22 protein-coding genes are annotated in these 18,040 nt (G+C 64.9%); 11 read left to right on the top strand and 11 right to left on the bottom strand.

The features are described 5' to 3' along the window. Window positions 1-105 precede the first annotated feature (105 nt). The 5 genes from Har1131_RS01600 to Har1131_RS01580 are packed head-to-tail and all read left to right on the top strand — an operon-like array spanning window position 106 to window position 3,490. On the top strand, window positions 106-405 hold the full coding sequence (locus Har1131_RS01600; RefSeq protein WP_014039168.1) for an AbrB/MazE/SpoVT family DNA-binding domain-containing protein: 300 nt from the start codon (window positions 106-108) through the stop codon (window positions 403-405). 7 nt (window positions 406-412) lie between these two features. After that, entirely contained in the window at window positions 413-970 is a 558-nt protein-coding gene (locus tag Har1131_RS01595; protein ID WP_151144739.1) for a hypothetical protein, read from the top strand. 45 nt (window positions 971-1,015) lie between these two features. Further along, complete coding sequence (locus Har1131_RS01590) at window positions 1,016-1,561, top strand: poly(R)-hydroxyalkanoic acid synthase subunit PhaE (protein WP_151102768.1); 546 nt, start codon at window positions 1,016-1,018, stop codon at window positions 1,559-1,561. A gap of 3 nt (window positions 1,562-1,564) precedes the next feature. Continuing rightward, the gene (gene phaC, locus Har1131_RS01585) at window positions 1,565-2,989 is read left to right on the top strand and encodes a poly(3-hydroxyalkanoate) polymerase subunit PhaC (RefSeq protein ID WP_151144736.1); all 1,425 of its coding nucleotides are present in this window, start codon (window positions 1,565-1,567) and stop codon (window positions 2,987-2,989) included. A 39-nt stretch (window positions 2,990-3,028) separates the two neighbouring features. After that, window positions 3,029-3,490: a TIGR00725 family protein gene (locus tag Har1131_RS01580; RefSeq protein ID WP_014039172.1), complete on the top strand. Its 462-nt coding sequence runs from the start codon at window positions 3,029-3,031 to the stop codon at window positions 3,488-3,490. A gap of 8 nt (window positions 3,491-3,498) precedes the next feature. On the opposite strand, the gene Har1131_RS01575 is transcribed toward Har1131_RS01580, so the two are convergent. From Har1131_RS01575 to Har1131_RS01560, 4 genes are all read right to left on the bottom strand, one after another. Continuing rightward, window positions 3,499-3,723 (bottom strand): hypothetical protein, encoded by a 225-nt coding sequence (locus Har1131_RS01575; RefSeq protein WP_014039173.1) that lies wholly within the window; start codon window positions 3,721-3,723, stop codon window positions 3,499-3,501. A 310-nt stretch (window positions 3,724-4,033) separates the two neighbouring features. Then, a complete protein-coding gene (thsA, locus tag Har1131_RS01570) occupies window positions 4,034-5,716 on the bottom strand; it encodes a thermosome subunit alpha (RefSeq protein WP_008306969.1) in 1,683 nt (560 codons plus the stop codon). 146 nt (window positions 5,717-5,862) lie between these two features. After that, the gene (locus tag Har1131_RS01565; RefSeq protein ID WP_044951571.1) at window positions 5,863-6,858 is read right to left on the bottom strand and encodes an ATP-binding protein; all 996 of its coding nucleotides are present in this window, start codon (window positions 6,856-6,858) and stop codon (window positions 5,863-5,865) included. Window positions 6,859-7,012: 154 nt separating this feature from the next. Continuing rightward, window positions 7,013-7,987 carry a DUF5784 family protein gene (locus tag Har1131_RS01560; protein WP_050037371.1) on the bottom strand — a complete coding sequence of 325 codons (975 nt, stop codon included), beginning with the start codon at window positions 7,985-7,987 and terminating at the stop codon, window positions 7,013-7,015. A gap of 154 nt (window positions 7,988-8,141) precedes the next feature. Between Har1131_RS01560 and Har1131_RS21565 the strand changes: the two genes are divergently transcribed. Continuing rightward, a complete protein-coding gene (locus Har1131_RS21565) occupies window positions 8,142-8,315 on the top strand; it encodes a DUF5786 family protein (RefSeq protein WP_175055150.1) in 174 nt (57 codons plus the stop codon). Here the strand turns inward: Har1131_RS21565 and Har1131_RS01555 are convergent. The 3 genes from Har1131_RS01555 to Har1131_RS01545 are packed head-to-tail and all read right to left on the bottom strand — an operon-like array spanning window position 8,302 to window position 11,012. Then, entirely contained in the window at window positions 8,302-9,036 is a 735-nt protein-coding gene (locus Har1131_RS01555) for a hypothetical protein (protein ID WP_014039177.1), read from the bottom strand. The two genes, Har1131_RS21565 and Har1131_RS01555, sit on opposite strands and share 14 nt — an antisense overlap. Continuing rightward, window positions 9,033-9,971 carry an NAD(P)H-binding protein gene (locus Har1131_RS01550; protein ID WP_050037372.1) on the bottom strand — a complete coding sequence of 313 codons (939 nt, stop codon included), beginning with the start codon at window positions 9,969-9,971 and terminating at the stop codon, window positions 9,033-9,035. The genes Har1131_RS01555 and Har1131_RS01550 overlap by 4 nt, the downstream gene beginning before the upstream one ends. A gap of 54 nt (window positions 9,972-10,025) precedes the next feature. Beyond that, complete coding sequence (locus Har1131_RS01545) at window positions 10,026-11,012, bottom strand: SDR family oxidoreductase (RefSeq protein ID WP_044951575.1); 987 nt, start codon at window positions 11,010-11,012, stop codon at window positions 10,026-10,028. A gap of 110 nt (window positions 11,013-11,122) precedes the next feature. Between Har1131_RS01545 and Har1131_RS01540 the strand changes: the two genes are divergently transcribed. Next, the gene (locus Har1131_RS01540) at window positions 11,123-11,326 is read left to right on the top strand and encodes a hypothetical protein (protein ID WP_008306949.1); all 204 of its coding nucleotides are present in this window, start codon (window positions 11,123-11,125) and stop codon (window positions 11,324-11,326) included. 4 nt (window positions 11,327-11,330) lie between these two features. Here Har1131_RS01540 and Har1131_RS01535 read toward each other — a convergent pair whose 3' ends face one another. Next, entirely contained in the window at window positions 11,331-12,314 is a 984-nt protein-coding gene (locus Har1131_RS01535; RefSeq protein ID WP_014039181.1) for a CPBP family intramembrane glutamic endopeptidase, read from the bottom strand. Between the two features lie 101 nt (window positions 12,315-12,415). On the opposite strand from Har1131_RS01535, the gene Har1131_RS01530 reads away from it, so the two are divergent. The 3 genes from Har1131_RS01530 to Har1131_RS01520 are packed head-to-tail and all read left to right on the top strand — an operon-like array spanning window position 12,416 to window position 13,381. Next, entirely contained in the window at window positions 12,416-12,760 is a 345-nt protein-coding gene (locus tag Har1131_RS01530) for a winged helix-turn-helix domain-containing protein (RefSeq protein ID WP_050007576.1), read from the top strand. Window position 12,761: 1 nt separating this feature from the next. Next, entirely contained in the window at window positions 12,762-13,091 is a 330-nt protein-coding gene (locus Har1131_RS01525; protein ID WP_050037373.1) for a hypothetical protein, read from the top strand. Further along, complete coding sequence (locus Har1131_RS01520) at window positions 13,088-13,381, top strand: hypothetical protein (RefSeq protein ID WP_050037374.1); 294 nt, start codon at window positions 13,088-13,090, stop codon at window positions 13,379-13,381. The genes Har1131_RS01525 and Har1131_RS01520 overlap by 4 nt, the downstream gene beginning before the upstream one ends. A gap of 56 nt (window positions 13,382-13,437) precedes the next feature. Here the strand turns inward: Har1131_RS01520 and Har1131_RS01515 are convergent, their stop codons facing one another. Continuing rightward, window positions 13,438-13,632, bottom strand: a complete 195-nt coding sequence (locus tag Har1131_RS01515; protein ID WP_004516469.1) for a cold-shock protein — start codon at window positions 13,630-13,632, stop codon at window positions 13,438-13,440. Window positions 13,633-13,793: 161 nt separating this feature from the next. Between Har1131_RS01515 and Har1131_RS01510 the strand changes: the two genes are divergently transcribed. After that, on the top strand, window positions 13,794-15,521 hold the full coding sequence (locus Har1131_RS01510; protein WP_050037375.1) for an ATP-dependent DNA helicase: 1,728 nt from the start codon (window positions 13,794-13,796) through the stop codon (window positions 15,519-15,521). A gap of 184 nt (window positions 15,522-15,705) precedes the next feature. On the opposite strand, the gene Har1131_RS01505 is transcribed toward Har1131_RS01510, so the two are convergent. Together Har1131_RS01505 and Har1131_RS01500 are read right to left on the bottom strand one after the other, a co-directional pair. Then, window positions 15,706-16,806 carry a class I SAM-dependent methyltransferase family protein gene (locus tag Har1131_RS01505; RefSeq protein ID WP_050037376.1) on the bottom strand — a complete coding sequence of 367 codons (1,101 nt, stop codon included), beginning with the start codon at window positions 16,804-16,806 and terminating at the stop codon, window positions 15,706-15,708. Then, complete coding sequence (locus Har1131_RS01500; protein ID WP_050037377.1) at window positions 16,799-17,950, bottom strand: 60S ribosomal export protein NMD3; 1,152 nt, start codon at window positions 17,948-17,950, stop codon at window positions 16,799-16,801. The genes Har1131_RS01505 and Har1131_RS01500 overlap by 8 nt, the downstream gene beginning before the upstream one ends. Window positions 17,951-18,040: the final 90 nt, after the last annotated feature.

Here is an 18,040-nt window from a genome sequence, read left to right as displayed (position 1 = left end):
CCTCGACGCTCCTCAATCGGTAATACCATTCTCTACCAATCAATGGTATTCAATGGGTTTCAGCGGAAAGTTTATATTGTTGAGGAGAGTACATGTAGTTGACCGATGGCCGACGAGGATGATGGCCTGCTGTGGCCTCCGATGTTCAAGGGGATGCAACAGGCAAGCGAGAACGCGATGGAACAGCAACAGCAGCTGATGAAACAGATGTTCGCCAGCGGTGGCATGCCGAGTTTCGATATGAATCAGCTCGGTGCCATGAGCCAGATGGCGACGTTCAAGACCCGCGTGCAAAGCGGGGGTCGGATCAGCATCCCCGATGCGGAGCGAGAGGCGCTGGGCATCGACGAAGGCGATATCGTTCAAGCCGTCGTCCTCCCGGTCACTAACAACAACAGCGAGTAATCCAACAATGGTAGACTACACAACTCCCGTCACGACAGCGTTCGAGATGCAGCGTACCACGATCGAGCAGAGCCAGAAGGCGCTCGAACAGAGCGTTTCCTTCCAGCAAAACGTCAACAGCGCGGTCATCGACAGCCTCGACACGCAGGAGTCGGCACAGCGCCGCGGCGTCGAGCTTCAGCAGACCGCGTTCCACAGCTACCTCGACGCGATGGCGTCGACGATGCCCGGCATGACCGAAACCGTCGAACAGATCCGCGAGACTGTCGACGAGCAGTTCGACTTCCTGCTCGAGAACCACGCCGAGGTCTTCGACAACATGGAAACGGAGCTCACAGAGGGCGCTGACACCTACGACGAGATGACCGACGAGTACGTCACCGCCGTCAACGATCAGGTCGATATGCTCGTCGAGGCCCACGAGGAACTCGAAGCGCAGTCTGTCGAGGCCGCCGAGCAGTTCGGCGAGCAGCTCGAAGAAGTGCAGGAGCAGGTCGAGGAGATTCAGGAACAGGTCGAAGAAGTGCAGGCCGAAGCCGCCGACGCTGTCGACGTCGAAGCGTAAATACGACAGTCGGTTTTTTTGTGCGCCCGCCGCCGAGGTACTATTATGAGTAATACAAACGACATTCAGGAGGAATGGACGGAGATGGTTGAGGAGATGAACAACGCGGTCGCTGACTCGATGGAGCAGAACATGAAGGCCCAGGCGGCCTTCGTGGAGTCGTGGGCCGACGCCGTCGAGGACACGATTCCCAAAGAAGAGGACCTTGCTGACGGGATGGACGGCTACAACCGCGCCTACGAGGAGTGGATCGACGCCGCCGAGCAGATGGTCGAGCGCTCGACCGACGCCGCACAGGGCGAGGACGTCGACCCCGCCGAATTCCGTGATATCTGGCTGCAGTCCGCCAACGAGGCGTTCAAACACGTCATGGGCACCTCGGCCTTCGCGGCCGCCAACGGCCAGCTCGTCGAGTCGATGATGGAGATGCAACAGGAAGCGGACGACCTGAGTCAGGACGCTCTGGAGCAAATGGGCTTCCCAACGCGCAACGATGTCGACGAAGTTGCTGAGCGGCTCGTCGAGCTTGAGCGCCGCCAGCACGCGGTCGAACAGAAGCTCGACCGCATTCTCGAACACATGGAAGAGTAACTCATGTCCAGTAACCCGTTCAATCCGTTCGAGGCCGCGCTCAACTGGCAGCGCAAGACGCTGGAGAACATGACCGACGCCGCCGAGACCAGTCAGATCGCCGACGAGCGACTGGAGCTGATGGAGTCCGTCGAAGTCGGCCAGACGCCAAGCGACGTCGTCTACGAGGAGAACAAGCTCGAACTCCTCCACTACGACGCCGAAGCCGCCGGTATCGAGGTGCCCGAAGAGGAGAAGGAGGACGTTCCGATCCTCATCGTCTACGCCCTCATCAATCGGCCGTACATCCTCGACCTGCAGGAGGAGCGGTCGGTCGTCCGACGCCTGCTCGAGGCGGGCCACGACGTGTACCTCATCGACTGGAACGAGCCGTCGCGGCTCGACCAGCACCTCACGCTCGATGACTACGTCAACCGCTACATGGACAACTGCGTCGACGTGGTCCGCGAGCGCTCCGGCCAGGACGCCATCAACATCCTCGGCTACTGTATGGGCGGCACGATGTCGGTGATGTACACCGCCCTCCACAAGGAGAAGGTCAACACCCTGGGCCTGATGGCCGCCGGGCTGTGTTTCGACCACACGGGCGGCGTCCTCGAAGAGTGGGGCTCCGAGGAGTACTACTCCCCGCGGGACGTCGTCGATACGTTCGGCAACGTCCCCTCGGACATGCTCGACATCGGCTTCGCGCTGATGGACCCCGTCGAGAACTACGTCACGAAGTACATCCGGTTCGCGGAGAACATGGAGAACGAGGGCTTCGTCGAGAACTTCGGCCGCATGGAGCAGTGGCTCGGTGACGGTATCGACGTCGCCGGCGAGGCCTACGTTCAGTTCCTCGAAGACGTGTATCAGGACAACAAACTCTACAAGAACGAGCTTGAGCTCAACGGCAAGCACGTCGACCTGGACAACATCGACATGCCCGTCCTCCAGCTCATGGGCGAGTACGACCACCTCATCCCGCCGGAGGCCTCCAAGCCGTTCAACGACGTCATCGCCAGCGACGACACGCGAACCATCGAGTTCTCGACGGGCCACATCGGTCTCTCCGTCTCGTCGTCGACCCACGCTGACCTCTGGCCCGAGGTCGCCGAGTGGTACTCCGAGCGCAGCAAGGGGAGCGAGGAAGTCGACATCGAGGTCGAGTCCCCTGAAGACGACACAGTGGACCAGTCGGAATCCACTGATATCGAGGTTGACGCGACTGACGATGTCGATGCCGACGCTACCGAGGACGACGCCGACGCAGCCGACGAACCCGCCGACGTCGATAGCGTCTCCGGTATCGGCCCCACCTACGCCGAACGGCTGCACGCCGCCGGCATTCACAGCGTCGCGGACCTGGCCGAGTACGACGCGGCCGAACTGGCCGATATCGCCGAAACCACCGAATCCCGCGCGCAAGACTGGCTCGACCAACTGTAATCCGGCGGCGTTTTTCTGTTTCCCGTTGCACGACCAGCTATGCGCGTCTCGGTCATCGGCGGCTCGACAGTTACCGACGAACAGTACCAACAGGCACGCGAGGTCGGGAAACTACTCGGTGAGCACGGCCACGACGTCGTCTGTGGCGGTCTCACGGGTGTGATGGAAGCCGTCTGTCGCGGTGCGAGCGAGGCGGGCGGTCACACTCTCGGTATTTTACCCGGCGAGCGCCGGGCCGACGCGAACGACTACGTCCAGACAGCTATCGCGACGGGGATGGGAAACGCCAGAAACGTCCTCGTCGTGATGAACGGCGCGGCCGTCATCGCCGTTGACGGCGGCACCGGAACGCTCTCGGAACTCGGCCACGCCCTCGACATAAATCGCCCAGTCGCCGGGCTCGGTACCCACCGCCTCGACGGCGTGGCCGACGGCGACGCCATCGAACACGTCGACACCCCTGCCGAGGCTGTCGCATACGTTGAGTCTGCCGTGCAGTAGCCGTCGTTTCAGTCGAGTAGCCGTCTCAGTACCGCCGCAACAACGAGGTTCCCAACGCCAAGCAGCCTGACCCGACGATGGGCCCCGTCCTGTGGCGTGAACTCCACCGACAGCACCCAGCGATAGCCCAGCCGCGCCAGCGACAGTAACAGCCCCGGAACGAGCAGATGAAGCGCGCCCGCTAGTGCTGTTCCGACCCACAGCAACCGCCGTTCGGTCCGTGTCAGGTCCATACCGACTCAAAGGGATACGTCGGTTTGACCGTGGCGTCTACTTCGTGATAGTAGGATTCTTAGGGGCGAGACGGCGTTCACCGCGGCTACGCTATCGTCATAGCGTCGTTATCCACCTATACTGAAAACAAAAATAGAGAATCGCACCGATTCTTCACGAGGTCGACGGGCGAGGCAGGCATCCGCGGCCGAAGGCCGCGGTTCTCGGAATCGCCGCTTTGCGGCGATTCCGCCTTTTTCGCCAATGTGGCTTGCCTCGCGGGTCACTTCGTTCCCCGCTCGGCGTGCCGAGGTTTCTTCGAAACCTCGCTTACATCATGCCGCCCATACCGCCGCCCATGCCGCCCATGCCGCCGCCCATTCCGCCGGGCGCGCCGCCTGGGCCGCCGGGTCCGCCTTCGTCCTCGTCGTCGTCGCCCTGGCCACCCTTGAGGTCGCCAGCAGCGATGACGTCGTCGATGCGGAGGATCATGACGGCTGCTTCGGTTGCGCTTTCGACGGCCTGGGTCTTGACACGGAGGGGCTCGACGACGCCGTCCTCTTCCATGTCGACGACCTCACCCGTGTACGCGTCAAGCCCGGAGGTGACTGCGCCACCGTCGTGCTTGCTTCGGAGGTCGACCAGCGAGTCGATCGGGTCGAGACCGGCGTTCTCCGCGAGAGTGCGCGGGATGACGTCGATGGCATCGGCGAAGGCCTCGACGGCGAGCTGCTCGCGGCCACCGACGGAGTCGGCGTGGTCTCGGAGACCGAGGGCGAGCTGCGTCTCGGGGGCACCGCCGCCGGGCAGGACCTTGCCGTCCTCCAGCGTAGCGGCGACGACGCCGAGCGAGTCCTCGATGGCGCGCTCGACTTCGTCGACGACGTGTTCGGTGCCGCCGCGGAGGATCATCGTGACAGCGCGGGCGTCCTCGACGTCCTCGACGAAGATGCGCTCGTCGCCGGCGATGTCCTTCTGGGCGACGGAGCCGGCGAAGCCGAGGTCGTCGGCTTCGATGTCGTCGATGTTCGAGATGATGCGCGCGCCGGTCGAGCGCGAGAGCGCTTCGATGTCGGACTTCTTGGCGCGGCGCACGGCCAGAATGCCTTCCTGAGCGAGGTAGTGCTGGGCCATGTCGTCGATGCCCTTCTGGCAGAAGACGACGTCAGCACCGGCTTCTTTGAGCTGATCGACCATCTCCTTGAGCTGCTCTTCTTCCTGGTCGAGGAACTGCTGGAGCTGGTCGGGGTCGGTGACGTTGACTTCGGTGTCGAGTTCCGTTTCCGGAACCTCGATGGCCGTGTCGAGCAGGGCCACGTCGGCGTCCTCGACGGCGAACGGCATGTTGTCGTGGACGCGTTCCTTGTCGACGATGACGCCTTCGACGAGTTCGGACTCATCGGTTGCGCCGCCGACGACGGTTTCGATCTGGATGTTGTCTGTGTCGACGCTGCCGTCGTCGTCGACGACGGACTGTGCGGCGCGAACGACGAGTTCGGCGAGGATGTCCTTGGAGGACTCCGCGCCCTTGCCGGTCATCGCCGTCGCGGCGACCTTTTCGAGGGTCTCCGTGTCGTCGGCGTCGACGTCGATGGCGTTGTCCTCGAGAATCTCCTTGGCCTTCTCTGCGGCCTGGCGGTACCCCTGAGCCAGGATGCTGGCGTGGATGTCCTGGTCGAGGAGTTCCTCGGCCTTCGAGAGGAGTTCGCCGGCCATGACGACCGCCGTGGTCGTGCCGTCGCCCACTTCGTCTTCCTGGGTCTGGGCGACCTCAACGATCATGTTGGCGGCGGGGTGCTCGATGTCCATCTCGTCGAGGATGGTGACGCCGTCGTTCGTGACGACGACTGAGCCCGAGTTGTCGACGAGCATCTTGTCCATGCCCTTCGGACCCAGTGTCGTCCGAACGGCCTCGGCGACGGCCGTCCCGGCCGTGATGTTCATCGACTGCGCGTCCTTTCCGGATGTCCGCTGGGACTCCTCGGAAAGTACAATCATGGGCTGGTTGCCCATCTGCTGTTGAGCCATAGTCAAACGATGATTGAATGTGATTCTATATAAAAGCTGTGGTGCCGGACGCTGTATCGCCCGACTACATGCCACACTCGTCGGTGTGATACCGTATCACGTAGGTGGTTTATATACCCTTTCAGGGGCGCTCAGCGGCCCATTCCGAACCGCCGGTGGCGCAGTTCGGGGGTAATCTGGATGCGAGAGATGTCCTGGCCGGTTCGGTACCAGACAAACGCCGCTCTGGTGAACAGTTCGCGACACTCGATGCGGACCTCACGGGGGTTGCCCTCGGTCCGCTCGTGGATGTCCTCGATTGCGGCCCGCGTAAACAGGTCCGGGGCCTGCCCCTCGTAGGGGTCGCCCCGGAAGTACGCCAGCGAGCGAGCGGCGTACTCGGCCACGTCGTCCGGCGAGAACGGGTCGATGCCCTCGTAGTAGCGAAGCCGTGAGTCGAGCGTTCCCCGGATCTCCGCCACCCGCCGCTTCCCCTCCGGTGTTCCGGTGAGGAACAGCCGGACGCCGGCGTCGCCGGCCACCTGCAGCGGCGACAGCAGGTCCGCCTCCAGCACCTCGATTTCGTCGACGACCAGCAGAAGCGTCTTGCCGTCCTCGCGTACGCGACGGACGATTTCGTGGACGGCGTCTTTCGCTTCAGCGGTCGCCCACGGAATCCCGTCTCGGACCTGCGAGTAGTTGCGCTGGTCGATGGAGTAGCCCGCGGCGTAGGCGGCGGTTAGCACCGTCTGGTACAGTTTTCGCGGCGTCGTCTCGCGTGGATTGTCCAGATGCGTGATGACAAAGCCCTCGTGTTTCGAAAGGTCACGCAGGACGATTTCCCGGAAGGCCGTCTTTCCGGTGCCGTAGGGACTCACTAATCCGATGTGCTGGTCCTGCAGGAGCCAGGACGTGACCTGATTCAGCATCTCGGTGTCGTGGCGGACGTACAGCGGCTCGGGCATGTGGTCCAGCCCGGCTTCCTCGGTAAACGGGAGGTCTGTCACGGTATCGGCGGTCCCGCCCAGCGCCTCGCCGAAGGCCAATAGTCGCTGTTCGACCTCCTGCAACTGGTCCAGTAACACGCCGGCGGTGGCGCTCTCGGAACGTTCTTCTTCCTCGGACCGGAGCGATTCGAGCCGGTCCATTACCTCGGAAACCGACTGACCCGCGCCGCTGGTCCCCGATTGCTCTGTGTCGTCCACCACGGCTATCTCTCTCAGTGTTGCCCGTCCGGCGCGTTATATGTTACGCCCCGAATTTCGGGGAAGATAACGCGACCTACCGTCAGTTGCGAACTGACTACAACGGGAGCGGGAACGGAACCGAGCCGTAGGCGTACCCTTCCATGCTGCCGTCCGGCCGGGCGCGGAAGACGATGGTCGGCGAGTAGCCGACATCGGGCTGTTCGCCGTAGACCCGCCGCCAGTCGTCGTCCGGGAAGGAACTGCAGTCGACGACGAGGACGGCTCCGGGGTGGGCCGCTAGCTGGTCGCGAGTCTTCGCGTCACCCGATGCTTTGACCGCGGCGATACCGGTGTTGACCTGCCGTCGGGACGGCGGCCGTGGGCGGGTGACCTCCACGAGCGTGTCCTCGACTCGGAAATCGACGGAGTGGCCCGAGTTCAGTTCGACCTCGGGTCTGATGTCGTTGCCCGCGTCGACGAGCAGTTTGGCGACGTTGAACTCGCCCATCGTCGCTCGCATCCGCGAGAGGTCAAAGCCCTCGCTGGTCCCGAGTTTGCTCGCCATCGTGTAGCGGTAGTCGTCGAGTTCGCCAGTCGCGAGGAAGTCGTCGTAAAACGCCAGCCCGTCCGCCCGGTCGGCGTCCGGGAAGCCGCTGGCGTGGTCCCGGAAGAACGTCCGTGTCGACTCCCGGCCGTCCTTCGAGAGAAACACGGGCAGGAAGAAGTGCGCCAGCGTCTCGTACTCGGTGAGCCACGGGTCCTCCACCTCTAACTGGGCGAACAGCTCACGCTGGACCCACTCGCTAATCTCGTCGGGCACCTCGTCGAACGTGTACTTCTCCGTTCGCCACAGCGTCTCCGGGGTCTCGGTGTTCCCGACCCAGTACGCGCGCTGGCCGTTCCAGCAAAACAGCGCCAGATCGCCGTTGTCCATCTCCAGTCGGCGCGCGGCCCACCCCTCCGGCGGGGCGAACCACGGACCGTTCATCGTCGCACCGAAGGTGTTCTGCAGCGGTGTCAGCAGGTCTGTCCGGACCCGCTTCTCGCTCCATCGCTCGTTCGACCGTCGCAGACGTAAGGGACCAGCCACAGGGCCGTGTAGACGGTCAGTGGTCTTGGGCGTTCCGCCCTATCGAGACACCCCGGTTCGGACTGCTCGCACACTCTGTAGGTCGTGTGGTACGGTTTCTGGGACCACCGTTACATTGATAGTCACTACCAGCCAAGTTTCACCGTGGTAACCTATGTCGATGGGAGCGTACGACGACGACGAACACGAACGCCGTGAACGCAAGAACAGCGAGGTCGACCTGTCGGAAGACGACGACCGGAGCACGTACCACGGGAGTGTTGACTACGACGGTGACGAGTCGACAAAAGAGCTGCTCGACCAGTTCAAGCAGATCAACTCTGACTGACGGCGGCCGTTCTCGACCGGTAGCGCAATAGCCCGACAGAGGCGGCCGTCACGGCTGTGACGGCTATCACATGGCCGACCAGCGCCGCGAGCAGTACCGGCTGGTCAAGCACGAACGGAACGAGCACGAGCTGGAGGACGCCAAAGCCCCAGATCTCCAGGTCGGCCCGGATGAACACCCGCGCCGTCTCGGGGTCGAACCGGTAGCGCGCTGATCGCCACAGACCCGTGACGCTGGCCCACCAGCCCGTACCGATACGGTAGCTCACGTCCCAGAGGATGAGTAGGGTCAGATACACCACCAGTACCGGCGGCTCCGACCCGAACAGTTGGCCCAGAAGTGGCGTCGAGCTGACCTGCGGGTCGAAGACGAACAGGTGGGTGAGCAACGCCACGTACGCGAGGACGGACAGCACGACCTCGACGTTCGAGGCGAACAGCAGCGCGCGGTAGGTCGGTGGAACGTCGATACGGCGGATAAGCGTGCTGATTCGGAGCATCTCGGCGCTTCCGATGGTGGCGACGAACACGACGACCGTTCCGGCGATTGCGGCGCTCCAGACCTCGTAGTACCACGACAGAGCGACGATGGCGACCTCGAAGATGAGGAGCTGTATCGCCATCGCTGCCCACGTCGGTAGCCGAATCCCCGGCAGCGCGCCGATGATGCTCTCGTACACCCACGTTTCGCCGTATTCCGGACGGGCGCTATCCCCGCTCATCTGCCTGCACCACCCGTGGCCGCGGCCGCCTGCGCCGTTTCGCGACTCCGCGGTTCACTGAGGGCCAGCCTGACCGCGTCCGCGAACGGCGTCAGGTCGACGGCGAACTGTGCCTGAGCGGCCTCGGTGTCCGCGACCACTGGCGTCTTCAGCCCGTGGATGAGCGGCCGGGCGACGCTCGATGGCACGTCGGTCAGTAGACCGACCCAGTACGCAGACAGCTTCGGCGTCAGCACCGGTATCGGCACGATTTTCGGCTCGCCCGTGCCCATGATTCGCCCTGTCCGCCGCAGTATCTCCGCGTAGGTCAACACCTCCGGGCCGCCAATCTCGTAGGTCTCGCCGGCCGTCTCCGGCGTGTCGAGCACGTCGACCAGGTACGCGATGACGTCGTCGATAGCGATTGGGTGGCAGTCCGTGCGCACCCAACGCGGCGTCACCAGCACTGGTAGCCGCGTCGTCAGTTCGCGTATCATCCGAAAGCTCGCTGAGCCCGCGCCGATGATGATGGCCGCCCGGAACGTCGTCAGGTCGTACTCGCCCTCCTTGAGGAGGAACTCGACTTCGCGGCGCGACCGGAGGTGCTCGGACAGCGTCTCGTCGTCCTCGCCGAGGCCGCCGAGGTAGACGACTCGGTCGACGCCGGCCGCGTCGGCCGCCCGACGGAAGTTCCGCGCAGCGCGCCGGTCCCGCTCGGCGTAGTCGGTCCCGGCACGCATCGAATGGATGAGGTAGTACGCGACGTCGATTCCGGCGAGGGCGGCGTCGAAACTGCCCGCGTCGAGCAGGTCGCCTGTCGCCACGTCGACGCCGTCGGGCGGGGCGTACTCGCTCGGGTCGCGAACGAGCGCGCGGACGCTGTGGCCGGCCGCGAGGAGCGCCGGGGCGAGGTGGCCCCCGACGAACCCCGTCGCACCGGTCACGAGGACGTGCATACCCTTCCTGCAGGACGGGACGGGGTTAAAACCGTGGCCTGTTCGTGTCGCCCGTCAGGACTGTCGAACGAGCGGCTCGTACCAGTCGCGGTTGTCGCGGTACCAGTCGATGAACTTCGCGACGCCCTCCCGGATGGTGTGGTCCGGGTCGTAGCCGAGCAGTTCCTCGGCGCGGTCGGTCGCGGCGTGGGTGTGTTCGGCGTCGGCGTCGTGGCGTTCCTCGTAGACCAGGTCGAGATCCGGGTCGATCTGGTCCCGGATCTCCGTCGCGAGCGTCTTGATCTCGATGTTGTCCGTCGAGCCGATGTTCACGGCCTTGCCGTCGGCGGCGTCCTCGTGAAGCAGCGTCATGTTTGCGTCGATGACGTCTTCGATGTAGGTGAAATCGCGCGTCTGCGTGCCGTCGCCGTAGATGACCGGCGGCTCGCCGTTGTGACACCGGGAGACGAAATTCGAGATGGCCATGTTCGGGCGCATCCGCGGGCCGTAGACGGTGAAATATCGCAACGCGACGGCGGGCAGGTCGTACACCTCGCTGTAGGCGCAGGCGTAGCGCTCGGCGGCGAGCTTCGACGCGCCGTAGGGTGAGACGGGCGTCGTGGGGTGTTGCTCGTCGTAGGGCAGGTACTCTGGCTTGCCATAAACGGAGGAGGAGGACGCCATCACGAACCGCTCGATGCCCTCGTCGCGGCAGGCGTCGAGGAGGTTCAGCGTGCCGTCGACGTTGACCTCGTCGTATTTGCGGGGGTTCTGGACGCTCGGGCGGACGCCGGCCTGGGCGGCCTGGTGGTAGACGTAGTCGGCGTCGGCGACGAGGTCCGTCACTAGCTCCGCGTCACGCACGTCGCCCTCGATGAACTCGTAGCTCCCGTCGCTGTTCCGGGCGGCCGCCTGTCCAGCTTCGATGTTGTGTTGCTTGATATCCAGATCGTAGAACGGGTCGCGGTTGTCCAATACGACCACATCGTGGCTGTCGGCGGCGAACCGCTGTGCCAGGTGGCCGCCGATGAACCCGGCACCCCCTGTGACCAGTATTTGCATTATCTGGACGGTGGCCATCGGACGACAAAAGTATGTCGAGAGTTAACTGTACTGAACTGTTCGAAGGGGCCAGCTACCTTGAAGTGTATACAGCGCATAAAAACTCGCTAATGGCCTCTAGAGCCTGCGACGGGTGCGATACGAACGTTTCGATAGCCGGCGGCATCGCCAACATCTGGTCGCAGGAGTCCAGACCGACCGAGGGAATCGTCCTCGAACTCGGCGACGACACCGAACACTTCCTCTGTTACGACTGCATCGACCAGCTTCCCGACGACCGCGAGGTGACGGCGGCGGACGTGGCCGCCCTCTAAGTCGTCACGTCTCCCGTTCGAATCCGGGCGTCCACCGCGTCACGCGCTCGTCGATTCCAAGGCGGCCGTCGCGCCAGCGGAGAAACGTCAGTAGCAGGAGGCCGCCGACGACCACGAAGAGCGAGTAGACGATCCCTTCTTCGCCCACCCAGCGTGCGGGGCCGACGATATCGACTGCGATTAGCTCGGGCGTCCGTTGTGAGTGGCCGAGACCGAACACCGCGCTCTGGGTGAAATTGTACCAGGCGTGAAAGCCGATCGGGAGGGCGAGGTCGCCGGTGAGGACGTACGCGCCGCTCAGGACCAGTCCGGCGAGCAGGTAATAGCCGTACTGGCTCGGGTGGTCGACCTTCCCGCCGTGCAGGAAGGCGAAGACGAGCGAACTCGCGAGCACCGCCACGCCGACCGCGGCCCACCGCGGGACGGGCCCGTCGGCCCCTTCGGCGAGGTTCTTCAGCATCGCCCCGCGGAAGACGATCTCCTCCCACGCCGACGCGAGGGCGACGTAGGTGAAGACGACGGCCATCGCCGGCAGAAACGGGAGATCGCCGGCTCCCTCCGCGACGCCGACGACAGTGGCCCAGCCCACGCCGACTGCGACGGCGAGCGCGCCGGCATTGATCACGGTCGCTATCGCCCCGCCGACGGCGAATGACCGCCACCAGTGACGGTCGAGCGACAGGCCGTACTCGCCGACAGGTCGGCGGTCGAGGACCCGCGCGCTGACGAACACCGTGGCGACGAGGACTGCCCCGATCCCGGCCGCTTCGAGCGGTTCTCGGATGGGGTGCGTGAATCGGGCCCGAACGACGCTCTGTAGCGCCGCGAGGGCGAGAAACGACAGTACCGCCGGGAGAACCGCACGCAGTGGCGCTCTGAGCCTGCCGTCCGCGCTGTTCCAGATCGGCCAGACGAGGCGAGAGACAGTCCGCTCGACGACGCTCGGGGTCGTCCGGCTGTCTCTTTGCTCCGGTGACTTCGGTGGCATGTCCGGACGACCGGCCGGGACCGACGTATCACCGCGGGCACTGCTTCTGATTCGGAAGCCAGTGGACCGATTTTATTGCGTCTCGCTCGCTTTCAGCGAGCATGGACGCGGTCGGCGACGATGAACTGCTCGCGCTGCTCGAAGACGAGTACGCGCGGGCCATCATCGCCGAACTCACCACCGGACCGATGTCCGTCTCCGAACTCTGTACGGCCTGCGAGATGTCCGACCCGACGGCGTACCGCCGCCTCGACCGACTGGAAGCCGCCGACCTCGTCGCCGAACGGCAGGCCGTCGACCCCGACGGACACCACTACAAGCGCTATGTCGCGACCGTCGAGGACGTGACCGTCACGTTCGCCGACGGGTCGTACGACGTGGCTGTCACGCGGTCCTCGTCGGACCCGGCGGACCGATTCACCGACCTGTTCGAGGGGCTGTCCTGAGATGTTCGCGACGCTACTGCAGATACGCACGGGTGGGACCGATCCGGAAATTGCGCTGGCCGTCGTCGCGCTGTCGATACTCTCCGTCTTGCTCTCGGCCGCCATCGCCGTCGTCCTCGTCCGCGGCTATCGTCGCGGGCCGGGTCGGACGGGCATGCTGACGCTCGCCGTCGGGCTTCTCCTGCTCACGACTGTACCGGAGATCCTCCGCATCGCGCTCCCCACGGCCACCGGCGTCGGTGTCGTCGGGCGCTCGCTCCTCGTGAGCGCCTGCGAACTGCTCGGGCTCGGAACGATCCTGTGGACCGTCTACGGGGGTGAGTCGTCGTGACGGTCCCGTTCGACCTGCTCGCGCCGGACGCCGTCGCGGAACTCTCGCGAGCCCTGACGGCCGTCGTCGGACTGTTCGTCGCGTCGCTGGCCTACCGGGGCTACCGGCGCAACGATGCGCCGAAGATGTGGTGGCTCGCCGTCGGAATCGGGTCGCTGACCGCCGGCGTCTACGCCACTGCCACCATCGCTGTCTGGGCGGGCGCTGGGGCTGGCATTGTGTTGCTCGTCAGGGGTCTCGTGACCGTCGCAGGGCTCTGTGCCGTGCTGTACGCGCTGTTCGTCGAGTGACTTCAGATAAGAACAAGTGTCAGATGTGGTCGCCCAAAGGCGACCGGAAATCTGCCTTAGTTGCGGACGACGTTCGTCGCGCGGGGGCCCTTGTCGGCCTGTTCGATGTCGAATTCGATCTCCTCGCCTTCTTCGAGGTCAGGGCCGCCAACGTCTTCCATGTGGAAGAAAACGTCATCGTCCGCGTCCTCAGTCGAGATGAAACCGTAACCGCCTGTGTCGTTGAAGAAATCAACCTTACCGTTTGCCATTGCAAATATACGTACAGGGGGTATATGTATAAGAGTTCCGAGAGTATCAGTACCACGACCGTGTGCCTGTGAACACGACACACCCCCGTCATCTCGGCTAGCCGCCGACGCTCATCCAACGACAAGAAAGGTTTAGGCCGCCTCGTCCGTTGCTTTCTCGCGTGTACCCCGCGCGGATTACCGACGAGTTCCCGGCCCCGTCCTACCGGGGCAACCAGAAGCAGGCCCTCGCTGACATCCGTGCGGCCTTTGAGAGCGGCAAGGACGTGGTCCTCGTTCGCGCGCCGACTGGGAGCGGGAAGTCCCTGCTCGCTCGGGCTATCGCCGGCTGTGCCCGGACCGCGGGTGAGGCCGCCCCGGAACAGGTCGTCGACGCCTACTACACGACACCGCAGGTCTCCCAGCTGGACGACGTGGCCGAGGACGCTCTGCTCGAGGACCTCTGTGTCATCCGCGGGAAGAACAACTACGACTGCATCCTCCCCGGCGAGACGGACACGCCGGTGAACCAGGCCCCGTGCGTGCGCGAACGGAAGTTCGACTGCCAGGTCAAACACCGCTGTCCGTACTTCTCGGACCGCGCCATCGCCTCGAACCGCCGCATCGCCGCGATGACACTGGCCTATTTCATGCAGACCGCCGGCAGCGACGTGTTCGGCAAGCGCGACGTGGTCGTTATCGACGAGGCCCACGGCCTGGGCGAGTGGGCGGAGATGTACGCCACCATCGACCTCTCGCCGCAGTCCATCCCGATGTGGAACGACATCGACGTGCCGGACATCGACGGCCTGGACGAGGCCGTCTCCTTCACTGAACGGGTCGAACACCTCGCCGAGCGCCGGGTGAAGGAACTGCGGAACAAGGCGGAACTCACCGGCGACGAGGTGGCCGAACGTGACTCGCTGAACACGCTCCGACAGGACCTCGGGTGGTTCCGCGAGGACTACACCGACACCGAGAGCGCGACCACCTGGGTCGTCGACCAGGCCGACGGCGAGAACGCCCCGGTGACGATCAAGCCGATGAACCCCGAGCGCTACCTCAAACACACCGTCTGGGACCGGGGCAACCGCTTCGCTCTGCTGTCGGCGACCATCCTCAACAAGGAGGCGTTCTGTGCGAACGTCGGTCTGGATCCCAGTAACGTCGCGCTCGTCGAGGTCGGCCACACCTTCCCCGTCGAGAACCGGCCGCTGTACGACGTGGCCCAGGGGAAGATGACCTACGAGCACCGCGACGACACGCTGCCCGACATCGCCCGGACCGTCGTTCGCATCATGGCACAGCACACGGACGAGAAGGGGCTCATTCACTGCCATTCCTACGCTATTCAGGAGCAACTGAAGGACCTTCTCGACGACTTCGGCGTCGGCGCTCGCGTCCGCACCCACGATAAAGACGGCCGAGACGGGGCGCTGTCCGCCTGGAAGCGCAGCGACAACCCCGACGTGTTCCTCTCGGTGAAGATGGAGGAGGCCCTCGACTTGGAGGGCGATCTCTGTCGCTGGCAGGTGCTGTGCAAGGCCCCCTATCCAAACACCCGCGACTCCCGCGTCGCCCGACGGCTCGAAGACGACCAGTGGGGCTGGTACTACCGGACGGCACTGCGGACGGTCATCCAGGCCTGTGGCCGCGTCGTCCGCGCGCCCGACGACTATGGCGCGACCTACCTCGCGGACACGTCGCTCCTGGACCTGTTTGAGCGCGCCGAGCACGATATGCCCGACTGGTTCCGTGCGCAGGTCGACCGCCTCTCAGCGCCCGACCTGCCACGGTTCGCACCGGACCAGGCGCTTTCTGCGCTCAGTTCGGGGACCAAACGCCGGCACGACCGCTCGCGCTCGCGGTCCGGGGACGGCAACCACCCGCTGTCGGACGTGTGGGACTAGAAGAAGGCGAAGGCTAACCCGTAGACCACCGACGACCCGACCATCAGACCGACGAGAATGATGGCGATAATCTGCTGTCTGTCCATGCCGTTCCCTTGACTACTCGCCTAATTAGGCGTTACGACCGTCTGCCCGGGGCATGCTACCTGTTCTCACTTGTCTGGATTGCGTGCGTAAAGACGCCCTACTGCACCCGAGCGTCGACGACAACGTGGGCGACGCCCTCGCTGTACTCCTTGACGCGTTGGGTATCCAGAATCTCGACGTCCCGGCCGGCCTCGGTGGCGGCCGCCTCCAGTCGCTCGATGGGACGGTCGAACACGAGCGCGTCCGGCGTGGCCTCGTGCATGTGGAGGACGCCGCCGGGCGTGAGCGCGTCGAGCGCGCTGTCGAGGTACTCGTGGGAAGCGTCGGGCGGAGCCCGACTGTCCTCCGCGCGCGGCGCGGAGGCCTCGTAGTATCCCATCACGATTCGGTCGGCGCGTGCCTCCTCGGCGAAGCCCGGAACGACATCCCGGCAGTCGGCCCGGTAGGGGTGGACCCGCTCGTCCACATCGTTCAGCATGACGTTCTCGACCAGAAAGCGAAACGCCGTGGGATTGCGCTCGACGGCGGTGACCTGCGCGCCGGCACGGGCCATCGGGAGCGTGAAGTAGCCGATGCCGGCGAACATGTCCAGCACCCGCTCGTCTGCCGCGACGATGTCGCCCATCCGCGCCCGCTCGGCCTTGTTGCCGGGCGAGAACATAACCTCGGCGAGGTCCATCGCGTAGCGCGTGCCGTGTTCGGTGTGGACCGTCTCAGTGTCGCCGTCGCCGGCGATGACTTCGACGCTGGGTTCGCGGTGCTCGCCGGAGATGCCGTGACGGGCCAGCACCGTTTCGGCCTCGCCGTGGAGCGCCAGCAGCGCCTCGCCGACTTCCGCCGGCCGAGGGCTGTCGCCGATGTCGACCAGCACGACGGAGCCGAGGACGGCCCAGGAACTCGGCGCGGCAGCGATCTCCTCGTCGCTCCAGCCGCGCTCCCGGAGGTGGTCATCGAGCGTTCGGAGACGGCGCTCGCCGACCTGCCGGACGACCTCCCGGAACTGCGTCTCCTGTGGCGGAGCCGTCACCGGAACCGCGACGCTGTCCGCGGTCCACTCGGTGATGCTTCTGGTATCGTCGTAGACGCCCTCGGCCCGCAAAGATTCGATAGCGACTTGCGAGCGAGGCTTGGCGACGACAGCGGCTAGCTGCTGGTCGTCCGTCTCGCTCGACTCGCGTCTGGCTCCGTCCTCACTCATCGGTATCCGTGTTGTCTCCCTCGGCCGGGAGAATGTGCAACCCGGCGTGGCTCTTCAGCACCGGAACTTCGTCGGTGTCGGTGTCGGTGTCGAGGTAGTCCGGCCGCGGGACGGTCTTGCTCTCGAAGGTTTCGGGGTCTAACACCTGGACGGCGTTGTCGTCCTCGACGGCGACGAGAGTGGTCGTCTGGGCGTCCTCGCGGAACCCCAGGCGGCGGGCGTCGGGCGTTTCGCCCTCTTCGAAACTGGCCTCGTAGTCTTCGCCCGTCGTCAGGCGGACGCCCTTGAGGTTCCCCTGCACCGAACGGACCAGCACCGGCCCGTCGCCGTCCTCCGGGTCGATGACCTCGCCCTGTCGGTAGCGGGGCAGGCGGACGGCGTAGGTCATCCGGTACAGCTCCTGGCCGTCCTCGTCCTCGGAGATGAGACGCCGCGAACCGGAGTAGGAGCCCCCAAGCTGGGCGGTGATGCGCTTGGCGATGCCCAGCCCCATCTGGTTGGTCGAGATCTTCATGTCCAGCCCGTCGTCGACGGACTTCGTCTCGGTGATGAAGGCGTTGCGGTCGCCGGTCGCTTCACGGGCGGCGATGTACTCTTCTGCGATTTCTTCGGCCCGCTCGCGCTCGTCGTCGGTCGGGTCGCGCCCGTCGGCCCGCACCTGAACGATGCTGGCGAATGACCCGCCGGCGATCTTCCCGCAGCGCTTGCACGTCTGCCGGGAGATGCGGACGGGGACGGTCACTTCCTCGGTGACTGGCGTTCCGCGGATGACGCCGGAGAACTCCGCGTGCATCCGGATGTTGTTCTTGTCGAGTTGTTCGGGGGCGACCTGCCAGGCAACTGACTGGGCGTCGACGTGGATACCGAGCGCCTCGCTGACCTGCTCGACGGCGATATCGGTGTAGTCCTCCGCGCCGATGTCGACCCAGCGGTTTCCCTTGTGGACCGCGCCGCACCGCGAACAGACCCGAACCTGGATGGTGTCGGGGGCGTCCACCAAGTCGAACTCCTCGAAGTAGCAGGCGTCACAGAGGACGTGCTCGGAGTTGCGCTGGCCGCCGGCTCCAGCCAGCTCCGGGCGCTCGTCGGTGCCCTCCGGTATTTCGTCACCGCAGCGTGGACAGAACTCTCCCGACCGGCTCATTACCGGCCTTACTGTACTGAACTGTTTAAGCCGTGTGTTCCGCCGCCGCGGCAGGACGCCGTCGGCAGGTCCAGCACTGCTCCCAAGCGC

The sequence above is a fragment of the Haloarcula sp. CBA1131 genome (assembly GCF_008728975.1).
In the GTDB taxonomy this organism is placed as follows: domain Archaea; phylum Halobacteriota; class Halobacteria; order Halobacteriales; family Haloarculaceae; genus Haloarcula; species Haloarcula hispanica.
Note: the sequence above shows the minus strand (reverse complement) of the source record. Positions and strands in the feature narration are given on the sequence as shown.